Annotated in this window: 23 protein-coding genes; 17 read left to right on the top strand and 6 right to left on the bottom strand. The window is 70.9% G+C overall.

Annotation, left to right across the window (positions count from 1 at the left end; all coding sequences use genetic code 11):
• Positions 1 to 58: 58 nt before the first annotated feature.
• From ftsW to IE275_RS38020, 9 genes are all read left to right on the top strand, one after another.
• Entirely contained in the window at positions 59 to 1423 is a 1365-nt protein-coding gene (ftsW, locus tag IE275_RS37980; protein ID WP_189717234.1) for a putative lipid II flippase FtsW, read from the top strand.
• 6 nt (positions 1424 to 1429) lie between these two features.
• Positions 1430 to 2527 carry an undecaprenyldiphospho-muramoylpentapeptide beta-N-acetylglucosaminyltransferase gene (murG, locus tag IE275_RS37985; RefSeq protein ID WP_189717235.1) on the top strand — a complete coding sequence of 366 codons (1098 nt, stop codon included), beginning with the start codon at positions 1430 to 1432 and terminating at the stop codon, positions 2525 to 2527.
• 37 nt (positions 2528 to 2564) lie between these two features.
• On the top strand, positions 2565 to 3359 hold the full coding sequence (locus IE275_RS37990; RefSeq protein WP_189717236.1) for a cell division protein FtsQ/DivIB: 795 nt from the start codon (positions 2565 to 2567) through the stop codon (positions 3357 to 3359).
• Positions 3360 to 3637: 278 nt separating this feature from the next.
• Positions 3638 to 4834: a cell division protein FtsZ gene (gene ftsZ / locus IE275_RS37995; RefSeq protein ID WP_189717237.1), complete on the top strand. Its 1197-nt coding sequence runs from the start codon at positions 3638 to 3640 to the stop codon at positions 4832 to 4834.
• On the top strand, positions 4831 to 5559 hold the full coding sequence (gene pgeF, locus IE275_RS38000; protein WP_189717238.1) for a peptidoglycan editing factor PgeF: 729 nt from the start codon (positions 4831 to 4833) through the stop codon (positions 5557 to 5559). The genes ftsZ and pgeF overlap by 4 nt, the downstream gene beginning before the upstream one ends.
• Before the next feature lie 5 nt (positions 5560 to 5564).
• Positions 5565 to 6284, top strand: a complete 720-nt coding sequence (locus tag IE275_RS38005; RefSeq protein ID WP_189717239.1) for a YggS family pyridoxal phosphate-dependent enzyme — start codon at positions 5565 to 5567, stop codon at positions 6282 to 6284.
• Between the two features lie 128 nt (positions 6285 to 6412).
• Positions 6413 to 7054, top strand: coding sequence for a cell division protein SepF (locus IE275_RS38010; RefSeq protein ID WP_189717240.1), 642 nt, complete (start codon positions 6413 to 6415; stop codon positions 7052 to 7054).
• A gap of 62 nt (positions 7055 to 7116) precedes the next feature.
• Positions 7117 to 7401 (top strand): YggT family protein, encoded by a 285-nt coding sequence (locus IE275_RS38015; protein WP_030794121.1) that lies wholly within the window; start codon positions 7117 to 7119, stop codon positions 7399 to 7401.
• Between the two features lie 52 nt (positions 7402 to 7453).
• A complete protein-coding gene (locus IE275_RS38020) occupies positions 7454 to 8761 on the top strand; it encodes a DivIVA domain-containing protein (protein WP_189717241.1) in 1308 nt (435 codons plus the stop codon).
• A gap of 175 nt (positions 8762 to 8936) precedes the next feature.
• Here IE275_RS38020 and ileS read toward each other — a convergent pair whose 3' ends face one another.
• Positions 8937 to 12068: an isoleucine--tRNA ligase gene (ileS, locus tag IE275_RS38025; protein WP_189717242.1), complete on the bottom strand. Its 3132-nt coding sequence runs from the start codon at positions 12066 to 12068 to the stop codon at positions 8937 to 8939.
• Between the two features lie 603 nt (positions 12069 to 12671).
• On the opposite strand from ileS, the gene IE275_RS38030 reads away from it, so the two are divergent.
• The 6 genes from IE275_RS38030 (at position 12672) to IE275_RS38055 (ending at position 18524) form a co-directional block, all read left to right on the top strand.
• Positions 12672 to 13835: a TraR/DksA family transcriptional regulator gene (locus tag IE275_RS38030; protein WP_189717243.1), complete on the top strand. Its 1164-nt coding sequence runs from the start codon at positions 12672 to 12674 to the stop codon at positions 13833 to 13835.
• A gap of 67 nt (positions 13836 to 13902) precedes the next feature.
• Positions 13903 to 14502 carry a signal peptidase II gene (gene lspA / locus IE275_RS38035; RefSeq protein ID WP_189717244.1) on the top strand — a complete coding sequence of 200 codons (600 nt, stop codon included), beginning with the start codon at positions 13903 to 13905 and terminating at the stop codon, positions 14500 to 14502.
• Between the two features lie 64 nt (positions 14503 to 14566).
• The gene (locus IE275_RS38040) at positions 14567 to 15511 is read left to right on the top strand and encodes an RluA family pseudouridine synthase (protein ID WP_189717245.1); all 945 of its coding nucleotides are present in this window, start codon (positions 14567 to 14569) and stop codon (positions 15509 to 15511) included.
• A complete protein-coding gene (locus IE275_RS38045; protein ID WP_189717246.1) occupies positions 15508 to 15984 on the top strand; it encodes a GNAT family N-acetyltransferase in 477 nt (158 codons plus the stop codon). Before IE275_RS38040 ends, IE275_RS38045 begins: the two co-directional genes overlap by 4 nt.
• Positions 15985 to 16053: 69 nt before the next feature.
• Positions 16054 to 17640 carry a Na+/H+ antiporter gene (locus IE275_RS38050; protein WP_189717247.1) on the top strand — a complete coding sequence of 529 codons (1587 nt, stop codon included), beginning with the start codon at positions 16054 to 16056 and terminating at the stop codon, positions 17638 to 17640.
• 143 nt (positions 17641 to 17783) lie between these two features.
• Positions 17784 to 18524: an SDR family NAD(P)-dependent oxidoreductase gene (locus tag IE275_RS38055; protein ID WP_189717248.1), complete on the top strand. Its 741-nt coding sequence runs from the start codon at positions 17784 to 17786 to the stop codon at positions 18522 to 18524.
• 3 nt (positions 18525 to 18527) lie between these two features.
• On the opposite strand, the gene IE275_RS38060 is transcribed toward IE275_RS38055, so the two are convergent.
• Entirely contained in the window at positions 18528 to 19643 is a 1116-nt protein-coding gene (locus tag IE275_RS38060; RefSeq protein WP_189717249.1) for a mechanosensitive ion channel family protein, read from the bottom strand.
• 98 nt (positions 19644 to 19741) lie between these two features.
• Between IE275_RS38060 and IE275_RS38065 the strand changes: the two genes are divergently transcribed.
• Positions 19742 to 20311, top strand: a complete 570-nt coding sequence (locus IE275_RS38065) for a dienelactone hydrolase family protein (protein WP_189717250.1) — start codon at positions 19742 to 19744, stop codon at positions 20309 to 20311.
• Between the two features lie 64 nt (positions 20312 to 20375).
• Here IE275_RS38065 and IE275_RS38070 read toward each other — a convergent pair whose 3' ends face one another.
• From IE275_RS38070 to IE275_RS38085, 4 genes are all read right to left on the bottom strand, one after another.
• The gene (locus tag IE275_RS38070) at positions 20376 to 22055 is read right to left on the bottom strand and encodes an alkaline phosphatase D family protein (protein ID WP_189717251.1); all 1680 of its coding nucleotides are present in this window, start codon (positions 22053 to 22055) and stop codon (positions 20376 to 20378) included.
• A gap of 152 nt (positions 22056 to 22207) precedes the next feature.
• Positions 22208 to 23047 (bottom strand): thioredoxin domain-containing protein, encoded by an 840-nt coding sequence (locus IE275_RS38075; RefSeq protein ID WP_189717252.1) that lies wholly within the window; start codon positions 23045 to 23047, stop codon positions 22208 to 22210.
• Positions 23048 to 23145: 98 nt separating this feature from the next.
• Positions 23146 to 23838 carry a hypothetical protein gene (locus IE275_RS38080; protein ID WP_189717253.1) on the bottom strand — a complete coding sequence of 231 codons (693 nt, stop codon included), beginning with the start codon at positions 23836 to 23838 and terminating at the stop codon, positions 23146 to 23148.
• 68 nt (positions 23839 to 23906) lie between these two features.
• Positions 23907 to 25232, bottom strand: coding sequence for a DUF2252 domain-containing protein (locus tag IE275_RS38085; protein ID WP_189717254.1), 1326 nt, complete (start codon positions 25230 to 25232; stop codon positions 23907 to 23909).
• 203 nt (positions 25233 to 25435) lie between these two features.
• Here IE275_RS38085 and IE275_RS38090 point away from each other — a divergent pair.
• On the top strand, positions 25436 to 26123 hold a 688-nt coding region (locus IE275_RS38090), incomplete at its 3' end, for a PHP domain-containing protein (RefSeq protein ID WP_189717255.1).

Consider the following 26123-nt stretch of genomic DNA (forward strand, 5'->3'; position numbering starts at 1 on the left):
TGGCCGGCTTCTCGTCGGCGGCCGTGCGGGGTGCCCGCCGGCCGGGCGGTGCGCAGCGATGCCCGGTAGCCGCACCGGCGGCAGGCCGCCCGCCCAGCGGACGGTCCGCCGGCCCGCCACCCCGCGGCCCGGGCGCGACAACCCCGTGCTGCGGCTCTATCTCCGGGCCCGCAAGGCCTGGGACCGGCCGCTGACCGCCTACTACCTGATCCTCGGCGGCAGCCTGCTGGTCACCGTGCTGGGTCTGGTGATGGTGTACTCGGCCTCCCAGATCACCGCGCTCCAGAAGTCGCTGCCGGGCTCCTTCTTCTTCCGCAAACAGCTGCTGGCCGCCTCCATCGGCGCCGGGCTGCTGCTGGCCGCCTCCCGGATGCCGGTGAAACTGCACCGGGCGCTGGCCTACCCGATCCTCGCGGGCGCCGTCTTCCTGATGGCCCTGGTGCAGGTGCCCGGGATAGGGATGGCGGTCAACGGCAACCAGAACTGGATCTCGCTCGGCGGCTCCTTCCAGATCCAGCCCAGCGAGTTCGGCAAGCTCGCCCTGGTGCTCTGGGGCGCCGACCTGCTCGCCCGCAAGCAGGACAAGAAGCTGCTGGCCCAGTGGAAACACATGCTGGTGCCGCTGGTGCCGGTCTCCTTCATGCTGCTCGGGCTGATCATGCTGGGCGGCGACATGGGCACGGCGATCATCCTGACGGCGATCCTGTTCGGCCTGCTCTGGCTGGCCGGCGCGCCGACCAGGCTGTTCGCCGGCGTGCTCGCGGTCGCTGCCACGATCGGCGTGATCCTCATCAAGACCAGCCCGAACCGCATGGCCCGGCTCCAGTGCATCGGCGCCACCGACCCCGGTCCGGGCGACGCCTGCTGGCAGGCCGTGCACGGTATCTACGCCCTGGCCTCCGGCGGGATCTTCGGCTCCGGGCTCGGTGCGAGTGTGGAGAAATGGGGGCAACTCCCCGAGGCGCACACCGACTTCATCTTCGCCGTCACCGGTGAGGAACTGGGCCTGGCGGGGACGCTGTCGGTGCTCGCCCTGTTCGCGGCTCTAGGCTATGCGGGTATCCGCGTGGCCGGACGCACGGAGGACCCCTTCGTGAGGTATGCCGCGGGAGGCGTGACCACCTGGATCACCGCTCAGGCAGTGATCAACATCGGTGCGGTGCTCGGCCTGCTGCCGATCGCCGGTGTCCCCCTCCCGCTGTTCTCGTACGGGGGGTCCGCCCTGCTGCCGACCATGTTCGCCATCGGGCTGCTGATCGCCTTCGCACGCGACGAGCCCGCTGCGCGGGCGGCGCTTGCGATGCGGCACCCCCGATTTGGTAGAAAGCGGGGGGCTGGGGGCTCCGGGATGGTTCGGAGCCCCCGGAGATGGAACACGATGAGACGGCGTGCCTCGGCGGCGCGCTCGTCCGGAGAGCGGTGAATTTCGGTGCATGTCGTACTCGCTGGTGGGGGGACCGCCGGCCACATCGAGCCCGCGCTCGCCCTCGCGGACGCCCTGCGCAGGCAGGACCCCACCGTGGGGATCACGGCCCTGGGCACCGAGCGCGGACTGGAGACCACGCTCGTTCCGCAGCGCGGCTACGAGCTCGCGCTGATCCCGGCCGTACCGCTGCCGCGCAAGCCCACGCCCGAGCTGATCACCGTCCCGGGCCGGCTGCGTGGCACGATCAAGGCCGCCGAGCAGATCCTGGAGCGCACCAAGGCCGACGCCGTCGTCGGTTTCGGCGGTTACGTGGCCCTGCCCGGCTATCTCGCCGCCAAGCGCCTCGGTGTGCCGATCGTCGTCCACGAGGCCAACGCCCGGCCCGGACTGGCCAACAAGATCGGCTCCCGGTACGCCGCCCGGGTCGCCGTCTCCACGCCCGACAGCAAGCTGAGGGACGCCCGGTACATCGGCATCCCGCTGCGCCGCACCATCGCCACCCTCGACCGCGCCGCCGCGCGCCCCGAGGCCCGCGCGATGTTCGGTCTGGACCCCAACCTGCCGACGCTGCTGGTCTCCGGCGGCTCGCAGGGCGCCCGCCGCCTCAACGAGGTCGTCCAGCAGGTCGCGCCCTGGCTCCAGCAGGCCGGCATCCAGATCCTGCACGCGGTCGGCCCCAAGAACGAACTGCCGCACGTCCAGCAGATGCCGGGAATGCCCCCCTACATCCCGGTACCGTACCTGGAGCGCATGGACCTCGCGTACGCCGCCGCCGACATGATGCTCTGCCGTGCGGGCGCGATGACCGTCGCCGAGCTCTCCGCCGTCGGGCTCCCGGCCGCCTACGTCCCGCTGCCCATCGGCAACGGCGAACAGCGGCTCAACGCCCAGCCGGTGGTCAAGGCCGGCGGCGGGCTGCTCGTCGACGACGCCGAACTGACCCCCGACTGGGTCCGGGAGAGCGTCCTGCCGGTGCTCGCCAACCCGCACCGGCTGTACGAGATGTCCCGCGCCGCCAGCGAGTTCGGCCGCAGGGACGCCGACGACCTGCTCGTCGGCATGGTGTACGAGGCGATCGCCGCGAGTCGCGCGCAGCGTTAGACACGGTTTCTTCCGTGTGAGCGAAAGGGCAGGGAGCGTGGCCGGATCCGCCACCGCCGAGCGCGGTGCACGCCAGCAGGAGTCGTCCGGCCCGCCCCTGGTCCGGAGGCTGGGCCCACGCCGGCTTCGGGTGATCGTCATCCTGCTGCTGGCCGTACTCCTGCTCGGCGCGGGCGGCGTCTGGGCGTTGTACGGCTCGCAGTGGCTGCGCGTCGACCACGTCTCGGTCTCCGGCACCGACGTGCTGACGCCGGACGAGGTCCGCGCCGCCGCCGCCGTACCGGTCGGATCGCCGCTCGTCTCCGTCGACACCGACGCGATCGAGGCACGTCTGCGACGCGAACTGCCGCGTATCGACCAGGTGGACGTGGTGCGTTCCTGGCCCGACGGAATTGGCTTGAAAGTGACCGAACGTCAACCGGTTCTTCTGGTGCGAAAAGGGTCGAACTTCGTAGAAGTCGACGACGAAGGCGTCCGTTTCGCCACGGTTTCCGAAGCCCCGAGGAATGTGCCGCTCCTGGAATTGGCGCTCCCCTCGTCGGGTTCGACCGCCGCCAGCCTGCGGCGCTTCGGCGAGGACCGGCTGGTGCGCGAGGCGGTGCGGGCCGCCCGCGACATTCCGGACGCGGTCGCACGGCGCACCCGCGCCCTCAAGGTCAGTTCCTACGACGACATCTCGCTGGAACTGAGCGACGGCCGCACGGTCGCCTGGGGAAGTGCCGAGAAGGGCGCCCAGAAGGGCCGTACACTCAGCGCTCTCATGAAAGCCTCCCCGGCTGCGCGGCACTTCGATGTCAGCGCTCCCACGGCTCCTGCGTCATCGGGGAGTTGACGCACATCAGCGCAGGCCAGCACCCTGGTTGGGCAGTGACATGGCTGATCACATAGGGTGAAAAGAAAAACGGGAGGTTCGGCGTGTTCGTTGAACGGGCGCCACTTGTCGACTTAGTGTCCTGTTCAGAAGACTCCAAGGAACGGACACACTGGTAACCCTAAACTTCAGCGTTAGGGTTCGGGTCGGCGAAACGGACCGTCCCATTCGGCATCAGTCGTCGGATTCGCACCACTTGCGAGGCGGCGACACGTAACTCGAGGCGAGAGGCCTTCGACGTGGCAGCACCGCAGAACTACCTCGCAGTCATCAAAGTCATCGGTGTCGGCGGCGGTGGTGTCAATGCCATCAACCGGATGATCGAGGTCGGTCTCAAGGGCGTCGAGTTCATCGCCATCAACACGGACGCGCAGGCGCTGTTGATGAGCGATGCCGACGTCAAGCTCGACGTCGGCCGTGAACTGACCCGGGGACTCGGCGCCGGCGCCAACCCGGCCGTCGGCCGCAAGGCCGCCGAGGACCACCGCGAGGAGATCGAGGAGGTCCTCAAGGGGGCCGACATGGTCTTCGTGACCGCCGGCGAGGGCGGCGGCACCGGCACCGGTGGCGCGCCCGTCGTGGCCAACATCGCGCGCAACCTCGGCGCCCTCACCATCGGCGTGGTCACCCGCCCGTTCACCTTCGAGGGCCGGCGCCGCGCCAACCAGGCGGAGGACGGCATCGCCGAACTCCGCGAAGAGGTCGACACCCTCATCGTCATCCCCAACGACCGGCTGCTGTCCATCTCGGACCGCCAGGTCTCGGTGCTGGACGCCTTCAAGTCGGCCGACCAGGTCCTTCTCTCCGGTGTCCAGGGCATCACCGACCTGATCACCACCCCCGGTCTGATCAACCTCGACTTCGCCGACGTCAAGTCGGTCATGTCCGAGGCCGGCTCGGCCCTCATGGGCATCGGCTCGGCCCGCGGCGACGACCGCGCGGTGGCCGCCGCCGAGATGGCGATCTCCTCGCCGCTCCTCGAGGCCTCCATCGACGGCGCCCGGGGCGTGCTGCTCTCCATCTCCGGCGGCTCCGACCTCGGCCTGTTCGAGATCAACGAGGCCGCCCAGCTGGTCAGCGAGGCAGCTCACCCCGAGGCCAACATCATCTTCGGTGCGGTCATCGACGACGCGCTCGGCGACGAGGTCCGGGTCACGGTGATCGCGGCAGGCTTCGACGGCGGTCAGCCCCCGGCCCGCCGGGACAACGTCCTCGGCTCGGCCTCGGGCACCGCCCGCCGCGAGGAGCCCGCCCCGGTACGGCAGCCCGAGAGCCGCCCGTCCTTCGGCTCCCTCGGCAGCGTCACGCCGAAGGAGGAGCCGGCGCCGGCCCCCGAGCCGGTGGCCGACCTCCCGGTCTCCCCGCCGGTGCCGCCGTCGCGGACCTACTCGGACAGCGCGGCCGAGGAGCTGGACGTGCCGGACTTCCTGAAGTGATAGGACGGCGCGAGAACGTGGGCGGCGCCCACTTCGCCTTCACCGACCGGTGGGGCGGGGTGAGCGCCGCTCCGTATGAGGAGCTCAACCTGGGCGGCGCGGTCGGCGACGACCCCGAGGCCGTCCGCGCCAACCGGGAACTGGCCGCCAAGTCGCTGGGTCTGGACCCGGCGCGGGTGGTCTGGATGAACCAGGTGCACGGCGCCGATGTCGCCGAGGTCGAGGGGCCGTGGGCCACCCGGCGGACCCCGGAGGTCGACGGACTGGTCACCGCGACGCGCGGGCTCGCGCTCGCCGTGCTGACCGCCGACTGCGTGCCGGTCCTGCTGGCCGACCCGGTCGCCGGGGTGGTCGCCGCGGCGCACGCCGGACGGCCCGGCATGATCAAGGGGATCGTGCCCGCCGCGGTCGACGCCATGACGTCGCTCGGCGCCGACCCCGCCCGGATCGTCGCCCGCACCGGACCCTCCGTGTGCGGCCGGTGCTACGAGGTGCCGGAGGCGATGCGCGCCGAGGTCGCCGCGCTGGAGCCGGCGGCGCACGCCGAGACGAGCTGGGGCACTCCCGCGGTGGACGTCGCCGCCGGAGTGCACGCGCAGCTCGACCGGCTCGGGGTGGGCGACCGGGAGCAGTCGCCGGTGTGCACGCTGGAGTCGGACGATCACTTCTCGTACCGCCGCGACCGCTCCACGGGGCGACTCGCGGGATATGTCTGGCTGGACTGATGGACATGACGGACCGTAGGGACGAACTCGCCGGAAACCTGGCGAAGGTGGAGGAGCGCATCGCCCGCGCGTGCGCGGCCGCCGGGCGCCGGCGGGAGGAGGTGACCCTCATCGTGGTCACCAAGACCTACCCGGCGAGCGATGTGCGGATCCTGGCGGAACTCGGCGTGCGGCACGTCGCCGAGAACAAGGACCAGGACGCCGCGCCGAAGGCCGCGGAGTGTTCGGATCTGCCTCTCCGGTGGCACTTCGTCGGCCAGTTGCAGACCAACAAGGCACGATCCGTGGTCGGATACGCGGACTTCGTGCAGTCCGTCGACCGTTCCCGGCTGGTGACCTCGCTGTCGAAGGAGGCCGTGCGCGCCGGGCGCGAGGTCGGCTGTCTCGTCCAGGTCGCGCTCGACGCGGGCGAGAGCGGACGCGGGGAGCGGGGCGGCGTGGGGCCGGGCGGGGTCGCGGAGTTGGCGGATCTCGTGGCCGGCGCGCCGGGACTGCGGCTCGACGGACTGATGACCGTCGCACCGCTGACCGGGGAGTACGCGGGGCGCCAACAGGCGGCCTTCGAGCGGTTGATGGTTTTGTCGACTGACCTGCGCCGAGCCCATCCGGCTGCGAACATGGTGTCCGCGGGGATGAGTGCGGACCTCGAGGAGGCCGTGGCGGCCGGGGCGACACATGTGCGCGTCGGCACTGCGGTACTCGGAGTCCGCCCCCGGCTCGGGTAACGTCGCCAGGAAGTCGGACCACAGCAGAAAATATGGTCATTACCGCCGAAAGGCGGACACAAGGGCCACGTGGATCGCGGGACTTGGCAGTCGGAAGCCGATCCACCACAGAGCGGAGGACTCAGAGCATGGCCGGCGCGATGCGCAAGATGGCGGTCTACCTCGGCCTCGTGGAGGACGATGGGTACGACGGCCGGGGATTCGACCCCGATGACGACTTCGAACCCGAGCTCGACCCTGAGCCCGAGCGGGACCATCGGCGACACGAGCCGTCCCACCAGTCACATGCGGCACATCAGTCCCAAAGGGACGAAGAAGTGCGTATCGTGCAGCCACCCGCTCCGCGTGAGCCTGTGGCGCGATCCACTTCGCCCATCGCGGAATCCGGGCGTCCGGCGCGCATCGCGCCCGTGGCATCCATCACACAAGAACGTCAGTCCCTGGAGAAGAACGCACCGGTGATCATGCCCAAGGTCGTGTCGGAACGAGAGCCGTACCGGATCACCACCCTCCACCCCCGGACCTACAACGAGGCCCGTACCATCGGGGAACACTTCCGTGAGGGCACCCCGGTGATCATGAATCTGACTGAGATGGATGACACAGACGCGAAGCGACTTGTCGACTTTGCGGCCGGTTTGGTGTTTGGTCTTCACGGCAGCATCGAGCGGGTGACGCAGAAGGTGTTCCTGTTGTCGCCTGCTAACGTCGATGTCACGGCGGAGGACAAGGCCCGCATCGCAGAGGGCGGGTTCTTCAACCAAAGCTGAGACGCACGATCGGAAACAGCAGTACAGAGCAGTAGGAAACAGGGGAGAGGGAAGCACCGAACATGAGCGTGGTCCTGGATGTCGTTCGCATCGCGCTGATGGTGTTCCTTCTGGTGCTCATCTTCAGGTTGGTCATGGACTACGTCTTCCAGTTCGCCCGCTCGTGGCAACCCGGCAAGGCGATGGTGGTCGTTCTGGAGGCCACCTACACTGTCACTGATCCACCGCTCAAGCTTCTGCGGCGAGTTATTCCGCCGCTGCGTCTCGGGGGCGTGGCGCTCGACCTGTCCTTCTTCGTACTGATGATCATCGTCTACATCCTGATCTCGATCGTGAGCCGGCTGTGAGCGATGTGAACTACCGTCTTGCCGATGCCGACGACTACGTTGAGGTGAAGAGATGCCGTTGACCCCCGAGGACGTGCGGAACAAGCAGTTCACGACCGTCCGCCTCCGAGAAGGCTATGACGAGGACGAGGTCGATGCCTTCCTCGATGAGGTCGAAGCCGAACTGACGCGACTGCTCCGCGAGAACGAGGACCTGCGCGCCAAACTGGCCGCGGCCACGCGTGCTGCTGCCCAGAACCAGCAGAACATGCGCAAGCCTCCGGAGCAGGACCAGCAGCAGGGCGGCGGTATGCCGCCGCAGGGGATGCCCCAGCAGGGCATGCCTCAGCAGGGCATGCCTCAGCAGGGCATGCCCCCGCAGGGAATGCCGCAGCAGGGCATGCGCGGTCCGGGCGCTCCGGTACCCGCCGGCATATCGGGCCCGCCGCAGCAGCAGATGGGTGGCCCCATGGGTGGCCCGCCCCAGCTGCCGAGCGGTGCGCCGCAGCTGCCCGCCGGCCCCGGTGGTGGCCAGGGCGGTCAGCAGGGCCAGGGCCCGATGGGTCAGGGTCCGATGGGCCAGGGCCCGATGGGTCAGGGTCCGATGGGCCAGGGCCCCATGGGCCAGGGTCCGATGGGCCAGGGCCCCATGGGCCAGGGTCCGATGGGGCAGGGCCCCATGGGCGGTCCGCCCCAGATGCAGCAGCAGATGGGTGGCCCGATGGGTGGCCCGATGGGCGGCCCCATGGGCGGTCCGATGGGCGGCCCCGGTCAGGGCCCCGGCGGCGACAGTGCCGCCCGTGTCCTCTCGCTGGCCCAGCAGACCGCCGACCAGGCGATCGCCGAGGCCCGCTCCGAGGCCAACAAGATCGTCGGCGAGGCCCGCAGCCGCGCCGAGGGTCTCGAGCGTGACGCCCGTGCCAAGGCCGACGCCCTGGAGCGGGACGCACAGGAGAAGCACCGCGTCGCCATGGGCTCCCTGGAGTCCGCCCGCGCGACGCTGGAGCGCAAGGTCGAGGACCTGCGCGGCTTCGAGCGCGAGTACCGTACGCGCCTGAAGTCGTACCTCGAGTCGCAGCTGCGTCAGCTGGAGACCCAGGCGGACGACTCGCTCGCCCCGCCGCGCACTCCTGCCGCGGCCTCCCTGCCGCCGTCCCCGGCGCCTTCCATGGCTCCGGCCGGTGCGAGTGCCCCGTCCTACGGCGCGGGTGCGCCGGGCATGGGTGCTCCGAGCCCGGCCGCGCCGTCCTACGGCGGGCAGCAGCAGATGTCGCCGGCCATGACTCAGCCGATGGCGCCGGTGCGTCCGCAGGGTCCCTCCCCGATGGGCCAGGCTCCCTCGCCGATGCGTGGCTTCCTCATCGACGAGGACGACAACTGACGGCCAGTAGTACGCCTTAGGCGTCGGCAGCGTTCAAAGGGCGGGCCCCGGATTCCGATCCGGGGTCCCGCCCTTTTTACGCGTGTTGACGACGGTGACGGTGGATCACACCGTGACCGGCGACGACCGAGGGCCCGGCCCCCCTGGGGGAGCCGGGCCCTCGGTGTGCCGGGAGCTACGCCTTGCGCAGGCGGAACGTCAGCGTCAGACCCTCGTCCGAGAACGGGGTGCCGTAGGTGTCGTCCGCCTCGCCCTGGGCGAAGTCCGTGGCGAGGACCTCGTCGGAGATCAGGGCCGAGTGGCCGGCCAGGGCGTCGACGGTGGCCGGGTCGGTCGCGGTCCAGCGGAGCGCGATGCGGTCGGCGACGTCGAGGCCGCTGTTCTTGCGGGCCTCCTGGATCAGCCGGATCGCGTCCCGGGCGAGGCCCGCGCGGCGCAGCTCCTCGGTGATCTCCAGGTCGAGGGCGACCGTGGCGCCGGAGTCGGAGGCGACCGACCAGCCCTCGCGCGGGGTCTCCGTGATGATCACCTCGTCCGGGGCCAGGGTGACCGTCTCGCCGTCGATCTCGACCGACGCCGTGCCCTCGCGCAGGGCGAGGGAGAGCGCGGCCGCGTCGGCGTTCGCGACGGCCTTCGCCACGTCCTGGACGCGCTTGCCGAACCGCTTGCCCAGGGCGCGGAAGTTGGCCTTGGCGGTGGTGTCGACCAGGCTGCCGCCGACCTCGGAGAGGGACGCCAGGGACTCGACGTTCAGCTCCTCCGTGATCTGCGTGTGCAGCTCGGGGGAGAGGGCGTCGAAGCCGGTGGCCGCGATGAGCGCCCGCTGGAGCGGCTGGCGGGTCTTGACACCCGACTCCGCGCGCGTGGCGCGGCCCAGCTCGACCAGACGGCGGACCAGGACCATCTGCTTCGACAGCTCCGGGTCGATCGCCGCGAGGTCCGCCTCCGGCCAGGAGGCCAGGTGGACGGATTCCGGGGCGCCCGGGGTGACGGGCAGGATCAGGTCCTGCCAGACCCGCTCGGTGATGAACGGGGTCAGCGGGGCCATCAGCTTGGTGACCGTCTCCACGACCTCGTGCAGGGTGCGCAGCGCCGCCTTGTCGCCCTGCCAGAAGCGGCGGCGGGAGCGGCGCACGTACCAGTTGCTGAGGTCGTCGACGAACGCGGACAGCAGCTTGCCGGCGCGCTGGGTGTCGTACGCCTCCAGAGCCTGCGTCACCTGGTCGGTGAGCGCGTTCAGTTCGGACAGCAGCCAGCGGTCCAGGACCGGGCGGTCGGCCGGGGCCGGGTCGGCCTCGGAGGGCGCCCAGCCGGAGGTGCGGGCGTACAGGGCCTGGAAGGCGACCGTGTTCCAGTAGGTGAGGAGCGTCTTGCGGACGACCTCCTGGATGGTGTTGTGGCCCACCCGGCGGGCCGCCCAGGGGGAGCCGCCGGCCGCCATGAACCAGCGGACCGCGTCGGCGCCGTGCTGGTCCATCAGCGGGATCGGCTGGAGGATGTTGCCCAGGTGCTTGGACATCTTGCGGCCGTCCTCGGCGAGGATGTGGCCGAGGCAGACCACGTTCTCGTACGAGGACTTGTCGAAGACCAGGGTGCCGACCGCCATCAGCGTGTAGAACCAGCCGCGGGTCTGGTCGATGGCCTCGGAGATGAACTGCGCCGGGTAGCGGGACTCGAACAGGTCCTTGTTCTTGTACGGGTAGCCCCACTGCGCGAACGGCATGGAACCCGAGTCGTACCAGGCGTCGATGACCTCGGGCACGCGCGTGGCCGTCTTCGCGCACTGGGGGCAGGCGAAGGTGACGTCGTCGATGAACGGCCGGTGCGGGTCCAGTGCGGACTGGTCGGTGCCGGTCAGCTCGGACAGTTCCGCGCGGGAGCCGACGACGGTGAGGTGGTCGTCCTCGCAGCGCCAGATCGGCAGCGGGGTGCCCCAGTAGCGGCTGCGGGACAGCGCCCAGTCGATGTTGTTGTTCAGCCAGTCGCCGAAGCGGCCGTGCTTGACCGTGTCGGGGAACCAGTTGGTCTTCTCGTTCTCCTGGAGGAGGCGGTCCTTGACGGCCGTCGTGCGGATGTACCAGGACGGCTGCGCGTAGTAGAGGAGCGCGGTGTGGCAGCGCCAGCAGTGCGGGTAGCTGTGCTCGTACGGGATGTGCCGGAAGAGGAGGCCGCGCTGCTGGAGGTCCTCGGTGAGCTGTTCGTCCGCCTTCTTGAAGAAGACGCCGCCGACCATCGGGACGGACTCCTCGAAGGTGCCGTCGGGGCGGACCGGGTTGACCACCGGCAGGCCGTAGGAGCGGCAGACCTTGAGGTCGTCCTCACCGAAGGCGGGGGACTGGTGGACCAGACCCGTGCCGTCCTCGGTGGTGACGTACTCGGCGTTCACCACGTAGTGCGCGGGCTCCGGGAACTCCACGAGCTCGAACGGACGTTGATAGGTCCAGCGCTCCATCTCGGCGCCGGTGAAGGTCTCGCCGGTGGGCTCCCAGCCCTCGCCGAGCGCCTTGGCGAGCAGCGGCTCGGCGACGACGAGCTTCTCCTGGCCGTCGGTGGCGACGACGTAGGTGACCTCGGGGTGCGCCGCGACGGCCGTGTTGGACACCAGGGTCCAGGGGGTCGTCGTCCACACCAGGAGCGCGGCCTGGCCGGCGAGCGGACCGGAGGTGAGCGGGAAACGGACGTACACGGACGGGTCGACGACCGTCTCGTAGCCCTGAGCCAGCTCGTGGTCGGAGAGGCCGGTGCCGCAGCGGGGGCACCAGGGGGCGACGCGATGGTCCTGGACCAGCAGACCCTTGTTGAAGATCTCCTTGAGCGACCACCAGACCGACTCGATGTACTCGGGGTCCATCGTGACGTAGGCGTCGTCGAGGTCGACCCAGTAGCCCATGCGGGTCGTCAGCTCGGTGAAGGCGTCGGTGTGGCGCAGTACGGACTCGCGGCACCGGGCGTTGAAGTCGGCGATGCCGTAGGCCTCGATGTCCTTCTTGCCGCTGAAGCCCAGCTCCTTCTCGACCGCCAGCTCCACCGGGAGGCCGTGGCAGTCCCAGCCGGCCTTGCGGGCCACGTGGTAGCCGCGCATGGTGCGGAAGCGGGGGAAGACGTCCTTGAAGACGCGTGCCTCGATGTGGTGGGCGCCGGGCATGCCGTTGGCGGTGGGCGGGCCCTCGTAGAACACCCATTCGGGGCGCCCCTCGGACTGCTCCAGGCTCTTGGCAAAGATCTTCTGCTCGCGCCAGAAGTCGAGCACGGCGTGCTCGAGGGCGGGCAGGTCGACCTGGGCGGGCACCTGGCGGTACTGCGTCATCGATCTTCCTCCGGCGGACGTACTGCCTTCCGTCGGAGGGACGAGAGCCGTCTTGCCTGTCTACGCCGTGTGCGGCGCGCTCCCGCGGTACCACCCTCCTTGGCCCGCCGGTGCTCCGTACGCTCCGGTGAGCCCCCTCATTGGGGTCGCGATGCCGGTTCTACCGCCCCTCGCGGGGCCTTCTTCCGGCGGCTCCGGGGTGATCTTCGCGTCGCGCTCGCCCCCGGGCTTCCACCGTCCCCGGGTCGCTCTGGGCTGCGTACGCCGCTACTCGTCCCCATCCATGCTTTTCGCTCCGCCCAGTGTACGGCGCCGGGCGGACAGTGGCCGACCGGTTTACGGGGCCCTCGGGCGCGGGGTGCGGACGGGTCCGGAATGACCCGATTGGAGGTGTTCCTGGAGGGAACCCGTGTTCGGATCCCCGGGCGGTCGGCCGGGCGGATTACCCGGCGGGGAGCTGGGCACAACGCAGGCAGGCTTGCCGCGCGACGTGCGCGGGGCGGGCGATTCGGGCGGTGTGCCCCGTTGCCGCGGACCTCGTGTCGATTTATCGTCCCAGCACGATTCGCGAGCGAGATCACAGTATGTGAAGGGGCCGCGGCCATGGCGAAGAAGACCGCCGTACAGCAGCCGGCGTCCGGTCGGTCCACGGGTGCCTCCGGCGGTGGCGCGGCCAAGGACGCCAAGGCTGTGGGCGGGAAGAAGAGCGCTCGCGCGGCAGGCATCGCGCGAGCCGCCGACTCGGTGCCGACCGGGCGCGCGGCAGGCGATTTCGGGAAGGGCGAGGCAGAGGAGGTCGGGTCCGGCGACACGGTGGCCGGGGAGGCGGCGGCGGAGAGAACGGCCGCCAAGAAGGCCGCCGGGCGGAAAACGGCGGGCAAGAAGGCCGCAGCCAAGAAAAGCGCAGCCAAGAAGACCGCTGCCAAGAAATCCGCTGCCAAGAAGGCCCCTGTGAAGGAGGCCCCTGTGAAGGAGGCCCCCGCCCGGAGCGCCGCAGCCGAGAAGGCCGCTGCCGTGAAGGCGACCGCCGGGAAACCGGCGGTCAAGAAGGCGGCGGCCGGGAAAGCGGCGGCCAAGGCGGCCCCGGCCGAGAAGACGGCCGCCGGGGAGGCGGCCGCGGGGAAAACGGCCGCCCGGAAGGCGGTCGCCAAGAAGGCGCCCGCCAAGAAAGCAGCCGTCACCGGGAAGGACGGCGGCGCCGAGGGCGTGGCCGCGGCGAGGGCGGGAAAGAAGAGCACGGCCAAGAAGGTGGGCGCGGCCTCGGCCGCGGAGCAGACGGGAGCCACGACAGTGGTTGCGAAGAAGACTCCAGGCACGGCCACGGCGGCGAAGACCGCCGTCCCCAAGGCACGCCTCGCCGCGGTGGAGCCCGGCGAGCTCGCGGTGCGCCCCGGTGAGGAACCCTGGACGCCCGAGGAGGTCGAGGAGGCGCGCGCCGAGCTCCAGTCCGAGCAGGCACGGCTGCACGCGGAGCTGGCCTCGTCCGAGACGGCCCTGGCGGGCCTGATGCGCGACTCGGGGGACGGCGCGGGCGACGACCAGGCGGACACCGGGACCAAGAACATCACCCGGGAGCACGAGTTGGCGCTGGCCGCCAACGCCCGCGAGATGCTGATCCAGACCGAGCACGCCCTGGAGCGGCTGGACGCGGGCACCTACGGCCTGTGCGAGAACTGCGGCAACGCCATCGGCAAGGCCAGGATGCAGGCCTTCCCCCGGGCCACACTGTGTGTCGAGTGCAAGCAGAAGCAGGAGCGGAGGTACTGATCACGGCGAGGTCGGGAGGCGTGTCGTACCCTCGTCCTCAGTCAGGTACCTAGGTTGAGGGACTCACGTGGCAGAGGCGGAGCGCATCATCGGTACGCCGGATACTCCAGAGTCGGCGGGAGCCGAACCGGAGCAGTCCTCCGGCGCGGACGGGCAGCAGAGCGCCGAGGCCCGGCCCCGGGGCAGGCGCCGGATCGCCGTGCTGTTCGCGGTGGCCGTGTTCGCGTACGCCCTCGACCTGATCAGCAAGATGATCGTGGTCGCCAAGCTGGAGCATCATCCGCCGATCGAGATCGTCGGGGACTGGCTGCGGTTCGAGGCCATCCGCAACGCCGGTGCGGCCTTCGGCTTCGGCGAGGCCTTCACGATCATCTTCACGGTGATCGCGGCGGCCGTGATCGTCGTGATCGCGCGGCTGGCCCGCAAGCTGTACAGCCTGCCCTGGGCGATCGCGCTGGGCCTGCTGCTGGGCGGCGCGCTGGGCAACCTGACCGACCGGATCTTCCGCTCGCCGGGCGTCTTCGAGGGTGCGGTGGTGGACTTCATCGCGCCGAAGCACTTCGCGGTCTTCAACCTCGCGGACTCGGCGATCGTCTGCGGCGGCATCCTGATCGTGCTGCTGTCCTTCAAGGGCCTGGACCCGGACGGGACCGTCCACAAGGACTGAGAGGCCGGGAGGCCGGGAGGGGCTTGTTGACGGGGCGGTCCCCGGTGTCCTGCATACTCGACGGGTGAGCACGATTCCCGAGATCCGTACCCTGCCCGTGCCGGACGGCCTGGAGGGCGAGCGCGTCGACGCCGCCATCTCCCGCATGTTCGGCTTCTCCCGCACCAAGGCCGCGGAGCTCGCCGCGGCGGGGAAGGTCTCGGTCGACGGCTCGGTGGTCGGCAAGTCCGAGCGGGTGCACGGCGGGGCCTGGCTCGAGGTCGAGATGCCCCAGGCGCCCGCGCCGGTGCAGATCGTCGCCGAGCCGGTCGAGGGCATGGAGATCGTGCACGACGACGACGACGTGGTCGTGATCGTCAAGCCGGTCGGCGTGGCGGCGCACCCCTCGCCCGGCTGGAGCGGCCCCACGGTGATCGGCGGTCTGGCCGCGGCCGGCTACCGCATCTCCACCTCCGGTGCCGCCGAGCGTCAGGGCATCGTGCACCGGCTCGACGTCGGCACCTCCGGTCTGATGACCGTCGCCAAGTCGGAGCGGGCGTACACCTCGCTCAAGCGGCAGTTCAAGGAGCGCACGGTCGACAAGCGCTACCACACCCTGGTCCAGGGCCACCCGGACCCGACCAGCGGCACCATCGACGCCCCCATCGGCCGCCATCCGAACCACGACTACAAGTGGGCGGTCACGGCGGAGGGCAAGCCGTCGGTCACGCACTACGACCTGATCGAGGCGTTCCGCTCCGCCTCCCTGCTGGACGTGAAGCTGGAGACCGGCCGTACGCACCAGATCCGCGTCCACATGGCCGCCCATCGCCACCCTTGCGTCGGCGACCTCACCTACGGAGCCGACCCGACGCTCGCCAAGCGTCTGCGGCTGACCCGGCAGTGGCTGCACGCGGTGCGGCTGGGCTTCGAGCACCCCGGCGACGGGGAGTGGGTGGAGTTCGCCAGCGACTACCCGGCCGACCTCCAGCAGGCCCTGGACCAGGTCCGCGAGGAGACGTACGGGTGAGCGGCACGCGCGCGTACACGGTCCGGGTCGCCGAGGACCCCGCCGACCTGGAGGCGTGCTTCGCGGTGCGCAAGGAGGTCTTCGTCCGGGAGCAGGGCGTCCCGGAGGACCTGGAGTACGACGCGTACGACGCCGGCGCGCTGCATGTGCTGGCGGTCCGGGAGGACGGCGTACCGCTGGGGACCGGGCGGCTGCTGTACGGCGCCGAGGTGGCCGCGGAGAAGACCGGCGGGGATCCGTCCGTCGGGTCGCTCGGGCGGCTCGCCGTGACGCGCGAGGCGCGCGGTCTCGGCGTCGGGGTCGCGCTGGTGCGGGCCATCGAGGAGGCCGCACACGCGCGTGGCCTCGCGGCGGTGGACCTGCACGCGCAGACGCAGGCACTGGGGTTCTACGAGCGGCTGGGGTACGCGGCGTACGGCCCCGAGGAGCTGGAGGCGGGGATTCCGCATCGCTCCATGCGGCGTTCTCTTTAGCGGGGCGCGGCGCGTGCGACGCTGGACATCCGGATGTTCTTGATCGTCTAGATGCCCGGAGCGCCGCCCGTGGATCAGTTGGCCCTGCTGTTCGTGCTGTTGCTCGGGGCTGTGGTGAGCGTCCCGGTCGGGGATCGTTTCGGGTTGCCGTCGCCGGTCCTGATGACCCTGCTGGGGATCGTCCTCGCGGTACTCGAATTCGTGCCCAACGTGGACATCCCGCCCGACCTGATCCTGCCGCTGGTGCTGCCGCCGCTGCTCTACGCGGCCGTACGGCGCACCTCGTGGCGGCAGTTCACGGCCAACAAACGGCCGATCTTCCTGCTGGCCGTGGCCCTGGTGTTCGTCACGACGGTCTGTGTGGCCGCGGTGGCCCACGCGGTGGTGCCCGGGCTGCCCCTGGCCGCGGCCGTCGCCCTGGGGGCCCTGGTGGCGCCGCCCGACCCGGTGGCCGCGACCGCCGTCGCCGGGCAGCTGGGGCTGCCGCGCCGGCTCGTCTCCATCCTGGAGGGCGAGGGGCTGTTCAACGACGTCACCGCCATCGTGCTGTACCACGTGGCGATCGCCGCCGCCGTCAGCGGGGAGTTCATGCCCGCCGAGGCCGCGCTCGAACTGGTGCTGTCCGCCGTGGTCGCGGTCGCCGTCGGGATCGGGCTCGGGTGGGGCGCCAACCGGCTGCTCGACCTCCTCGGGGACGCGACCCTCCAGATCGGGCTGACCCTGCTGGTGCCGTACGCGGCGTACGTGCTGGCCGAGGAGCTGCACGGGTCCGGTGTACTGGCCGTGCTGACGTGCGCGCTCTTCCTCGCCGAGTACGCGACCGACCCCGACGACGTGCTGACCCGGCTCGCCGGGCACGCCTTCTGGGACATCGTCGACACCCTGGTGACCGGGGTCGCGTTCGGACTCATCGGCCTCGAACTGCACAACGCCCTTCGTACGGCGTCCGGGCGGTGGGGCGAGATGCTCGGCTGGGCGGGGATCGTGGTGGCCGTGGTGGTCGTCGTACGGCTGGTGTGGCTGCTGCCGGCGACCTGGCTGACGAAACGGCTGCACGCGCGGCGGGACTACGACGAGGACATCCCGATGAGCTGGCGGGAGACCGTGATCATGTGGTGGTCCGGGATGCGGGGCGTGGCGTCGGTGGCGCTGGCGCTCGCGATCCCGCTGCGCACGGACGCGGGGGACCCTTTCCCGGACCGGGACGAGATCGTCTTCATCGCCTTCGGGGTGATCATGGGGACGCTGGTGGTGCAGGGGCTGACGCTGCCGTGGCTGGTGAAACGGCTGGGGGTACAGGCCGACAGCGAGCGGGAGAAGGCGTTCGAGCACGAACTGGCGGTGCGGGCGGCGAAGGCGGCGAAACGGCGGCTGCGGGAGATCGAGGCGGTGGAGGAGCTGCCGGAGGAGCTGTCCGAGCAGCTGCTGCGGCGGGCGTTCGAGATCGGGGTGCGGATCAGCCCGGAGCTGGGCGAGGAGGAGCGGCGCGAGGGCCACGACCAGCGGGTGCGCAGGCTCAAGCGGGTGCGGCGGATCCAGGGGGAGATGATGAGCGCGGCACGGCACGAGGTGCTGGCGGCGCGGGGCGAGGTGGGGGCGGATCCGGAGGTGGTGGACCGGGTGCTGCGGCAGCTGGACGTCCGCAGCCTTCGGTGAGTCTCGCCTGTGCGCACCGCCCGCGTGCGGCGGGGCGAGCGGCCGGCCGGTCTGCGTGGCTGCCCGCCGTCGGTGGCTCTCCCCGCGTGGCAGTCGTGTGAACGGGCGCCCCCTTCACCCGTCACCCTCGCTAGCCTCGGATCATGGCACGCAATGTGGTGATCAGCGGTGGTGGTACGGGGATCGGGCTCGCGACGGCGCACGCCTTCGCGGCCGACGGGGACCGGGTGCTGTTGCTCGGACGGCGGGCGGAGGTGCTGGAGAAGGCCGGGGTCGAGGGAGCCCTGAGCCACGCCGCCGACCTCGGTGACCCGGCCGCAGTGCGGGGGGTCGCCCGGTTCGTCGCGCAGGAGTTCGGGACCGTCGACGTGCTGGTGCACGGCGCCGGTGGAACCGGGCGGCTGGAACCGCCGAGCGACAGTGACGACCCGCTCGACCGGATCGCCCACGACTGGACGGTCAACTTCCGGATCAACACCCTCTCCGCCGCCCTGCTCACCGAGGCGCTGAAGGACCGGCTCGCCTCCCCGGGCGGGCGGATCCTGTTCGTCGGCTCGATCGCCGCCTACCGGGGGTCCGGCAGCGGGGCGTACGCCGGGGCCAAGGCCGCGCTGCACCCGTACGCCCATGACCTGGCCCGGGAGTTGGGGCCGCGCGGTGTCACCGTGAACGTCGTCGCGCCCGGCTATGTCGAGGACACCGGGTTCTTCGGTGAGGCCATCGACCCGGCCCGGCGGGAGCGGCTCATCGACGAGACCTCCACCGGGCGGGCCGGGACGCCCGGCGACGTCGCCGCCACCCTGCACTGGCTGGCCTCGCCCGGCGCCGGGCACGTCACCTCGCAGATCATCCAGGTCAACGGGGGCGCCGAGCGGGGCCACTGACGGTCAGCGGCCGCTCGTCCGCGGCGGCTCGTGGGCGCGGCGGGACGCTCCGTCGGGGGAGGGCGCCGGGCCGGGGACCCGGCCCGGGGGCAGCGCCGCGTCCGCCGTGTTGACCCGTGGGAGCGCGTACGGGTGCTCCTTCGCCAGCCAGCGGACCATCTGCTCGCGGACCGTCACCCGCACCTTCCAGATGTCGTCGGCGTCCTTCGCCGTCACCAGGGCCCGCACCTGCATGGTGTTCGGGGTGGTGTCCGTGACGTCCAGACCGCAGGCGCGGCCGTCCCAGGCCGGGCACTCGCGCAGGATGTCGCGCAGCTTCTCGCGCATCGCCTCCACCGGGGCGGTGTGGTCGACGTGCCAGTAGACGATGCCGGTCATCTGCGGGGTGCCGCGCGACCAGTTCTCGAACGGCTTCGACGTGAAGTACGACACCGGCATGGTGATCCGGCGTTCGTCCCAGGTGCGGACCGTCAGGAAGGTCAGCGTGATCTCCTCGACCGTGCCCCACTCGCCGTCCACCACGACCGTGTCGCCGATGCGGACCATGTCGCCGAAGGCGATCTGGAGCCCGGCGAACATGTTGCTCAGGGTCGACTGGGCGGCCACACCGGCGACGATGCCGAGGATGCCGGCCGAGGCCAGCAGCGAGGCGCCCGCCGCCCGCATCGCCGGGAACGTCAGCAGCATCGCCGCCACCGCCACCACCCCGACGACGGCCGCCACCACCCGCATGATCAGCGACACCTGGGTCCGCACCCGCCGTACCCGGGCCGGATCGCGGTGCACGCGCGCGTAGCGCGAGTACGTGGTCTCGACGACCGCCGCGACGATCCTGAGGACCAGCCAGGCCGCCGAGCCGATCAGCACCAGGGTGAGGGTCCGGCCTATACCGACCCGGTGGTCCTGGAGCAGTTGCGCCTTGTCGTAGGACCCTCTCAGCAGTGCCGCGCACAGCACCAGCTGGTACGGGACGCGGCCACGGCGCAGCAGACCCCACAGGGGGGTCTCCGGATGCCGTCCGTCGGCCTTGCGCAGCAGAAGGTCGGTGGCCCAGCCGATGAGCAGTGTCAGTACGACCGAGCCGCCGACCACGATCACGGGTCGGAGCAGGTTCTCCATGCCAACGAACGTAACCGGGACCGCGGGGCCTTGAACATGTGAGTTCTGTGCAGAGACGTGCGCACGGCGTTGTCGGTGCAGGCTGGCACCATGGGCGCATGAACATCATGCTCTTTCACTCGACCTTCGGTCTGCGGCCCGCGGTGCTCGCGGCGGCGGACCGGCTGCGTGCCGCCGGGCACGAGGTGTGGACCCCGGACCTCTTCGGGGGACGCACGTTCGGCACGGTCGAGGAGGGCATGGCCCACAACGAGGAGATCGGCAAGGACGAGCTGCTGAGGAGAGCCGTGCTGGCCGCCGCTCCCTACTCGGAGAGAGGGCTGGTGTACGCCGGGTTCTCGCTGGGGGCGTCGATCGCGCAGACCCTCGCCCTCGGCGACGACAAGGCCCGGGGCCTGCTGCTCCTGCACGGCACCTCCGACCTCGCGCCGAACGCCTCGGTGGACGGGCTGCCGGTGCAGCTGCACGTGGCCGAGCCGGACCCGTTCGAGACGGACGACTGGCTGAGCGCCTGGTACCTCCAGATGGGCAGGGCGGGCGCCGACGTGGAGATCTACCGGTACACGGGCGCCGGTCACCTCTACACCGACCCCGACCTGCCCGACTACGACGAGGAGGCCGCCGAGGCCACCTGGCGGGTGGCCCTCGGCTTCCTCGAGACGCTCTAGACGGGCCCGGAGCGGATCAGCTCCTCACCGAATCGGCTCCTCACCGGCTCAGCTCCTCACCGGCTCAGACCGGGTCGTAGGTGCGCTCCACCTTCTGCGTGCCGCTGCGCGTGCGGTACGAGCGGTACCAGGAGGAGGTCGCGGTGGCCTTGGTGCGGTCGGACACCACGTAGTAGTCCATCTGCGCGCGCTCGGCCGTGACGTCCAGGACGCCGTAGCCGTGGCGGTCGGTGTCCACCCAGTGCACGTGCCGGTTGGCGGCCCGGATGATCGGGGAGGCGACGGCGGTGAGGGTGCCCTCGGGGACCTTCACGATGTCGTCCAGGTTGTCCGAGGTCACGGAGGTGACCACGAACTCCGTGGCGGCCGAGGCGGACAGCGGGTAGGTACCGGCGTCCACGGGGACGTCGTTGGCCCACGCCATGTGGATGTCACCGGTCAGGAAGACGGTGTTGCCGATGGCGTTCGAGCGCAGATGGGCCAGGAGTTCGCGGCGGTCGTCGGTGTAGCCGTCCCACTGGTCGGTGTTGAGGGCGATGCCCTCCTGTGGTAGGCCGAGCAGCTTGGCGAGCGGCTTGAACAGGTCCGCGGAGAGCGAGCCGATGGCGAACGGCGAGATCATCACCGAGTTGCCGACCAGCCGCCAGGTGGTGTCGGAGGACTTCAGCCCGGCCTTCAGCCAGTCCAGCTGGGCCCGGCCGGTGAGGGTGCGGTCCGGGTCGTCGACGGTGCCCTTGCCGACACCGACCTGCTGGGAGCGGAAGGAGCGCAGGTCCAGCAGGGAGAGGTCGGCGAGCTTGCCGAAGCGCAGCCGCCGGTAGGTGGTGCCGGCGATCGCCGGGCGGACCGGCATCCACTCGAAGTAGGCCTGCTTGGCGGCCGCCTGACGGGCCGCCCAGGTGCCCTCGGCGCCCTCGGTGTGGTTCTCCGCGCCGCCCGACCAGGCGTCGTTGGCGATCTCGTGGTCGTCCCAGATCGCGACGACCGGCGCCTTGCCGTGCAGGGCCTGGAGATCCGGGTCCGTCTTGTACTTCCCGTGCCGGGTGCGGTAGTCGGCGAGCGTGAGGACCTCGTGGGTGGGCGAGGTCTGCCGCACGACGGTGCCGCGGGTGCCGTACTCGCCCGTGCCGTACTCGTAGATGTAGTCGCCGAGATGGAGCCAGGCGTCCAGGTCGCCGCGCGCCGCGAGATGGCGGTACGGCGAGAAGTAGCCGGCCTCCCAGCTGGCGCAGGAGACCACGCCGAAGCGCAGGCCCGCGACGGCCGCGTCCGCCGCCGGCGCGGTGCGGGTGCGCGCCGCCGGGGAGTCGGTGCCGCCCGCGGAGAAGCGGAACCAGTAGTCGGTGGCCGGGGCCAGGCCCCGGACGTCGGCCTTGACGGTGTGGTCGGAGGCGGCGGTCGCGGTGAGCGAGCCCCGGGCCACAACGTCCGTCAGCGCCTTGTCCCGGGCGACGATCCAGCTGACCTCGGTGTCCGGGCCGAGCCCGGAGCCGGGGGTCGCCTCGGCGGTCGGCGTGACCCGGGTCCACAGCAGGACGCCGTCGGGCAGCGGGTCGCCGGAGGCGAGGCCGTGCAGGAAGAGGGGGGCCTCGGCGGCCCGGGCCGGGAAGGCGGCGGCGAGCGGGCCGGCCAGCACGGCGGTGGCGGCCGCGGCCTTGAGGGCCGTACGGCGGCGCGGCGACAGCGAGTTGGGGCGAGCCGCCGGGGTGTCGGCGCTCTCGGACGATCTGTATCGACTGGTCACGGGCGATCAGATTACTGACCAGTACGACGAAAGAGCAGGCGAACTCGTAAAAGTTCGCCTGCTCTTCGCACGGCCGTCGGTCCGGCCGGTGTTCCGCACGCGCGGCGGTCACCGCGGGGGCGCCGCGGTGACCGCCGCGAGGTGCCGGTCGGTCAGCCCTTCAGGGCCGCGTCGACGACCTCGTTGAACTCGTCGACCGTCATCGGCTGGTTGCCGGCCGAGGTGACGAGCTTCTTGCCGTCCATGACGAAGCTCGGGGTGCCGGTCACGTCTTCCTTGTTGGTGTCGAACGTCTTGGACATGGCCAGCGCCCAGGCGTCGTACGTGCCGTTCTTGACGTCGTTCTGGAACGCCTTGTTGTTCTTCAGCGCCGAGACGGTGTTCGCGACCTCGATGAGGTAGTCGTCGCTCTTGAACTTGTCGTCGGTCTCCTCGGGGTGCCACTTCGCCGAGTACAGGGCGGTCTTGTACTCGGCGAACGCCTCGGTGCTGACGTTGAGCGCGGCGCCCATGGCGCTCATCGCGTTCTTGGAGCCCTCGCCGTTGGAGCCGATCTTCCCCTGGCCGAGGGAGTCGCCGTCGAGGAACGTGCCACCGATGTACTGGATCTTGAACTTGCCGTCCTCGACGTCCTTGTCGACGGTCGTGCCGACGACCTGCTCGAACTGGGCGCAGACGGGGCAGCGCGGGTCCTCGTAGACCTTGAGGGTCTTCTTGGCGGTGCTCTTGCCGATCGTCACCGTCGTGCCGTTGGTGCCCGTGGTGTTGGCCGGAGCGACGACCTTGTCGCTCTTGGCCTCCTCCCAGTAGCTCGGCTTGTTGGCCTGGACGACGGCGTAACCTATGCCGCCCGCCGCGGCCAGGACGCCGATCGCCGAGGCGGCGACGATGACCTGGCGCTTGGCCTTGGCCCGCTTGGCCTGACGCTCGCGTTCGACGCGCAGCCGCTCCCGGGCCGCCGTCTTCGCCGCCTGGGTGTTCCGCTTGCTCATGTCGGTGATCTCCATCGAGGACGCGCACAGTCGTGCGCGGGGGATACGTGTAGGGGACTGCTCGTGCTCCGTGGCCGTTCCTGTGGAACGGGTGACGCTCAGGCGAGGGCGGCCGGACGCGGCGGACCGCGGCGCCCCAGGGAGTGCGCGAGGAGCAGGGTCCGGGAGGTCGCCGTACGGTGCGCGGGCCGCGGCAGGCGGCGGGCCGCCGGGGCGCGTCGTACGGTCACCGAGGCCACGGCCGTCAGCAGCGGCCGGAAGGTGGTCGCGCCGGCCGCCCGCAGCAGCTGGGCCAGGGCCCGCTCGCCCCGGCGCAGCCAGGCGGCCGCGATCAGGCCGACGCAGAGATGGGCGCCCAGCAGCAGCCAGGCGGTGGCCGGGTCGGCGTGGGCGAGCAGCCCGCCGAGCCGGGCGGGGTCGGTACCGGTGACCTGGGCCAGCGGGGTGCCGACCCGGGTGCCGTCGCCGCACAGCACGTCCCAGCCGACGGAGGCCAGCGGCCCGGCGACCGGGCCGCCGGCACGGCCGTAACAGACGTGCTGGCCGGTGGTGAAGACCGTGTCCGCCGCCAGCTCCAGCGGGATCAGCAGGGCGGCGATCCGCCCGAAGCCCCGCTCGCGGCCGGCGAGGGCGTACGCGAGGAGGAACACGGCGGCCGCGACGGCGGCCACCGTGTTGAGCGGCAGCGGGGCCCGGGACAGCAGGACGTGCGACGCGGTGCTGAGCGTCACGACGAGTGCCGTGAACAGCGCCGCGCGTACGGCTCTGAGGCGGGTCCCGGATATGTCCATAGCAGCAGAGAGTGTGTCACGCGCTCCTGTAGGAGACCCCTAAAGGCCCGCTGTGAGAAAGCGGACCGTTAGAGACCCGGAATCCGGCCGTTGCGGAACAGGTCCACGAAGATCTGGTGGTCCGCACGCGCGCGTGCGCCGTAGCTGTGCGCGAAGTCGACCAGCAGCGGCGCGAAGCCCTCTTCGTCGGCGGCGAGGGCGGCGTCGATGGCACGCTCCGTGGAGAACGGCACCAGGGACTCGCCGGAGGTGTCGTCCGCCGCGGCGTGCATGGTGGCCGTGGCCCGGCCCAGGTCGGCGACGACGCCGGCGATCTCGTCCAGGTCGTCGATGTCGCCCCAGTCCAGGTCGACCGCGTACGGGGAGACCTCGGCGACCAGCTGGCCCGCGCCGTCCAGCTCGGTCCAGCCGAGCCACGGGTCGGCGTGCTGCTGCAGCGCGCGCTGGGAGATCACCGTGCGGTGGCCCTCGTGCCGGAAGTACTCACGGATCGCCGGGTCGGTGATGTGCCGGGAGACGGCCGGGGTCTGGGCCTGCTTGATGTAGATCACGACGTCGTTCTCCAGGGCGTCGCTGTGGCCCTCCAGGAGGATGTTGTACGACGGGAGGCCGGCCGAGCCGATGCCGATGCCGCGCCGCCCGACGACGTCCTTCACCCGGTAGGAGTCGGGACGGGCCAGGGAGGTCTCCGGCAGCGTCTCCAGATAGCCGTCGAAGGCGGCGAGCACCTTGTAGCGGGTGGCCGCGTCCAGCTCGATGGAGCCGCCGCCGGGCGCGAAGCGGCGCTCGAAGTCACGGATCTCGGTCATCGAGTCCAGCAGACCGAAGCGGGTGAGCGAGCGGGCGTCACGCAGCGCGTCCAGCAGGGGGCCCTGCGTGGTCTCCAGGGTGAAGGGCGGCACCTCGTCGCTCTTGGCGCCGGTGGCCAGGGCGTGGATGCGCTCGCGGTACGCGCCCGCGTACACCTCCACCAGCTCGGTGATCTGGTCGTCGCCGAGCGCCTTCGCGTACCCGATGAGGGCGATCGAGGCGGAGAAGCGCTTGAGGTCCCAGGTGAAGGGGCCGACGTACGCCTCGTCGAAGTCGTTGACGTTGAAGATCAGCCGGCCGGTGGCGTCCATGTACGTGCCGAAGTTCTCCGCGTGCAGGTCGCCGTGGATCCACACGCGCGCGGTGCGCTCGTCCAGGAACGGACCGCCGCGCTTCTCCTCGTCGAGGTCGTGGTAGAAGAGGGCCGCCGTGCCCCGGTAGAACGCGAACGCCGAGGCCGCCATCTTCCGGAACTTCACGCGGAACGCGGCCGGGTCGGCGGCCAGGAGCTCGCCGAACGCGGTGTCGAAGACGGCGAGGATCTCCTCGCCGCGAGGCTCGTCGTTGAGCTGCGGAACCGACATCGCTGGGTGCCTCCTGGTGCATGACATGTACGACAGCGTTTCTGTCGTCTCCAACGGGCGGAGCCGGGCGAAAGTGCCCGCGACCCCGCTGTGAAGGTACGCGGGGGAGACCCGCGAGTGTCAGTGGCGAGGCATAGACTTCGACGCTGACCCCCGGACTGTCCGCCCCCCTGTCGTCGAGTGTTTCCCTTGGAGGCCACGCCGTGTCGAAGCCGCCGTTCACGCACCTGCACGTCCACACCCAGTACTCGCTGCTGGACGGTGCCGCGCGGCTGAAGGACATGTTCAACGCGTGCAACGAGATGGGCATGACCCATATCGCCATGTCCGACCACGGCAACCTCCACGGGGCGTATGACTTCTTCCACACCGCGAAGAAGGCCGGAGTCACCCCGATCATCGGGATCGAGGCGTATGTCGCCCCCGAGTCGCGGCGCAACAAGCGCAAGATCCAGTGGGGCCAGCCGCACCAGAAGCGGGACGACGTCTCCGGTTCCGGCGGCTACACCCACAAGACGATCTGGGCGGCGAACGCGACGGGCCTGCACAACCTCTTCCGGCTCTCCTCGGACGCGTACGCCGAGGGCTGGCTCCAGAAGTGGCCCCGGATGGACAAGGAGACCATCTCCCAGTGGTCCGAGGGACTCATTGCCTCCACCGGCTGCCCCTCCGGCGAGCTCCAGACCCGGCTGCGCCTCGGCCACCACGACGAGGCCCTCAAGGCGGCCGCCGACTACCAGGACATCTTCGGCAAGGACCGCTACTTCCTGGAGCTGATGGACCACGGCATCGAGATCGAGCGCCGGGTCCGTGACGGCCTCCTCGACATCGGCAGGAAGCTCGGCATCCCGCCGCTGGTGACGAACGACTCGCACTACACGTACGCGCACG

The organism is Streptomyces phaeofaciens, from assembly GCF_014648915.1.
In the GTDB taxonomy this organism is placed as follows: Bacteria; Actinomycetota; Actinomycetes; order Streptomycetales; family Streptomycetaceae; genus Streptomyces; species Streptomyces phaeofaciens.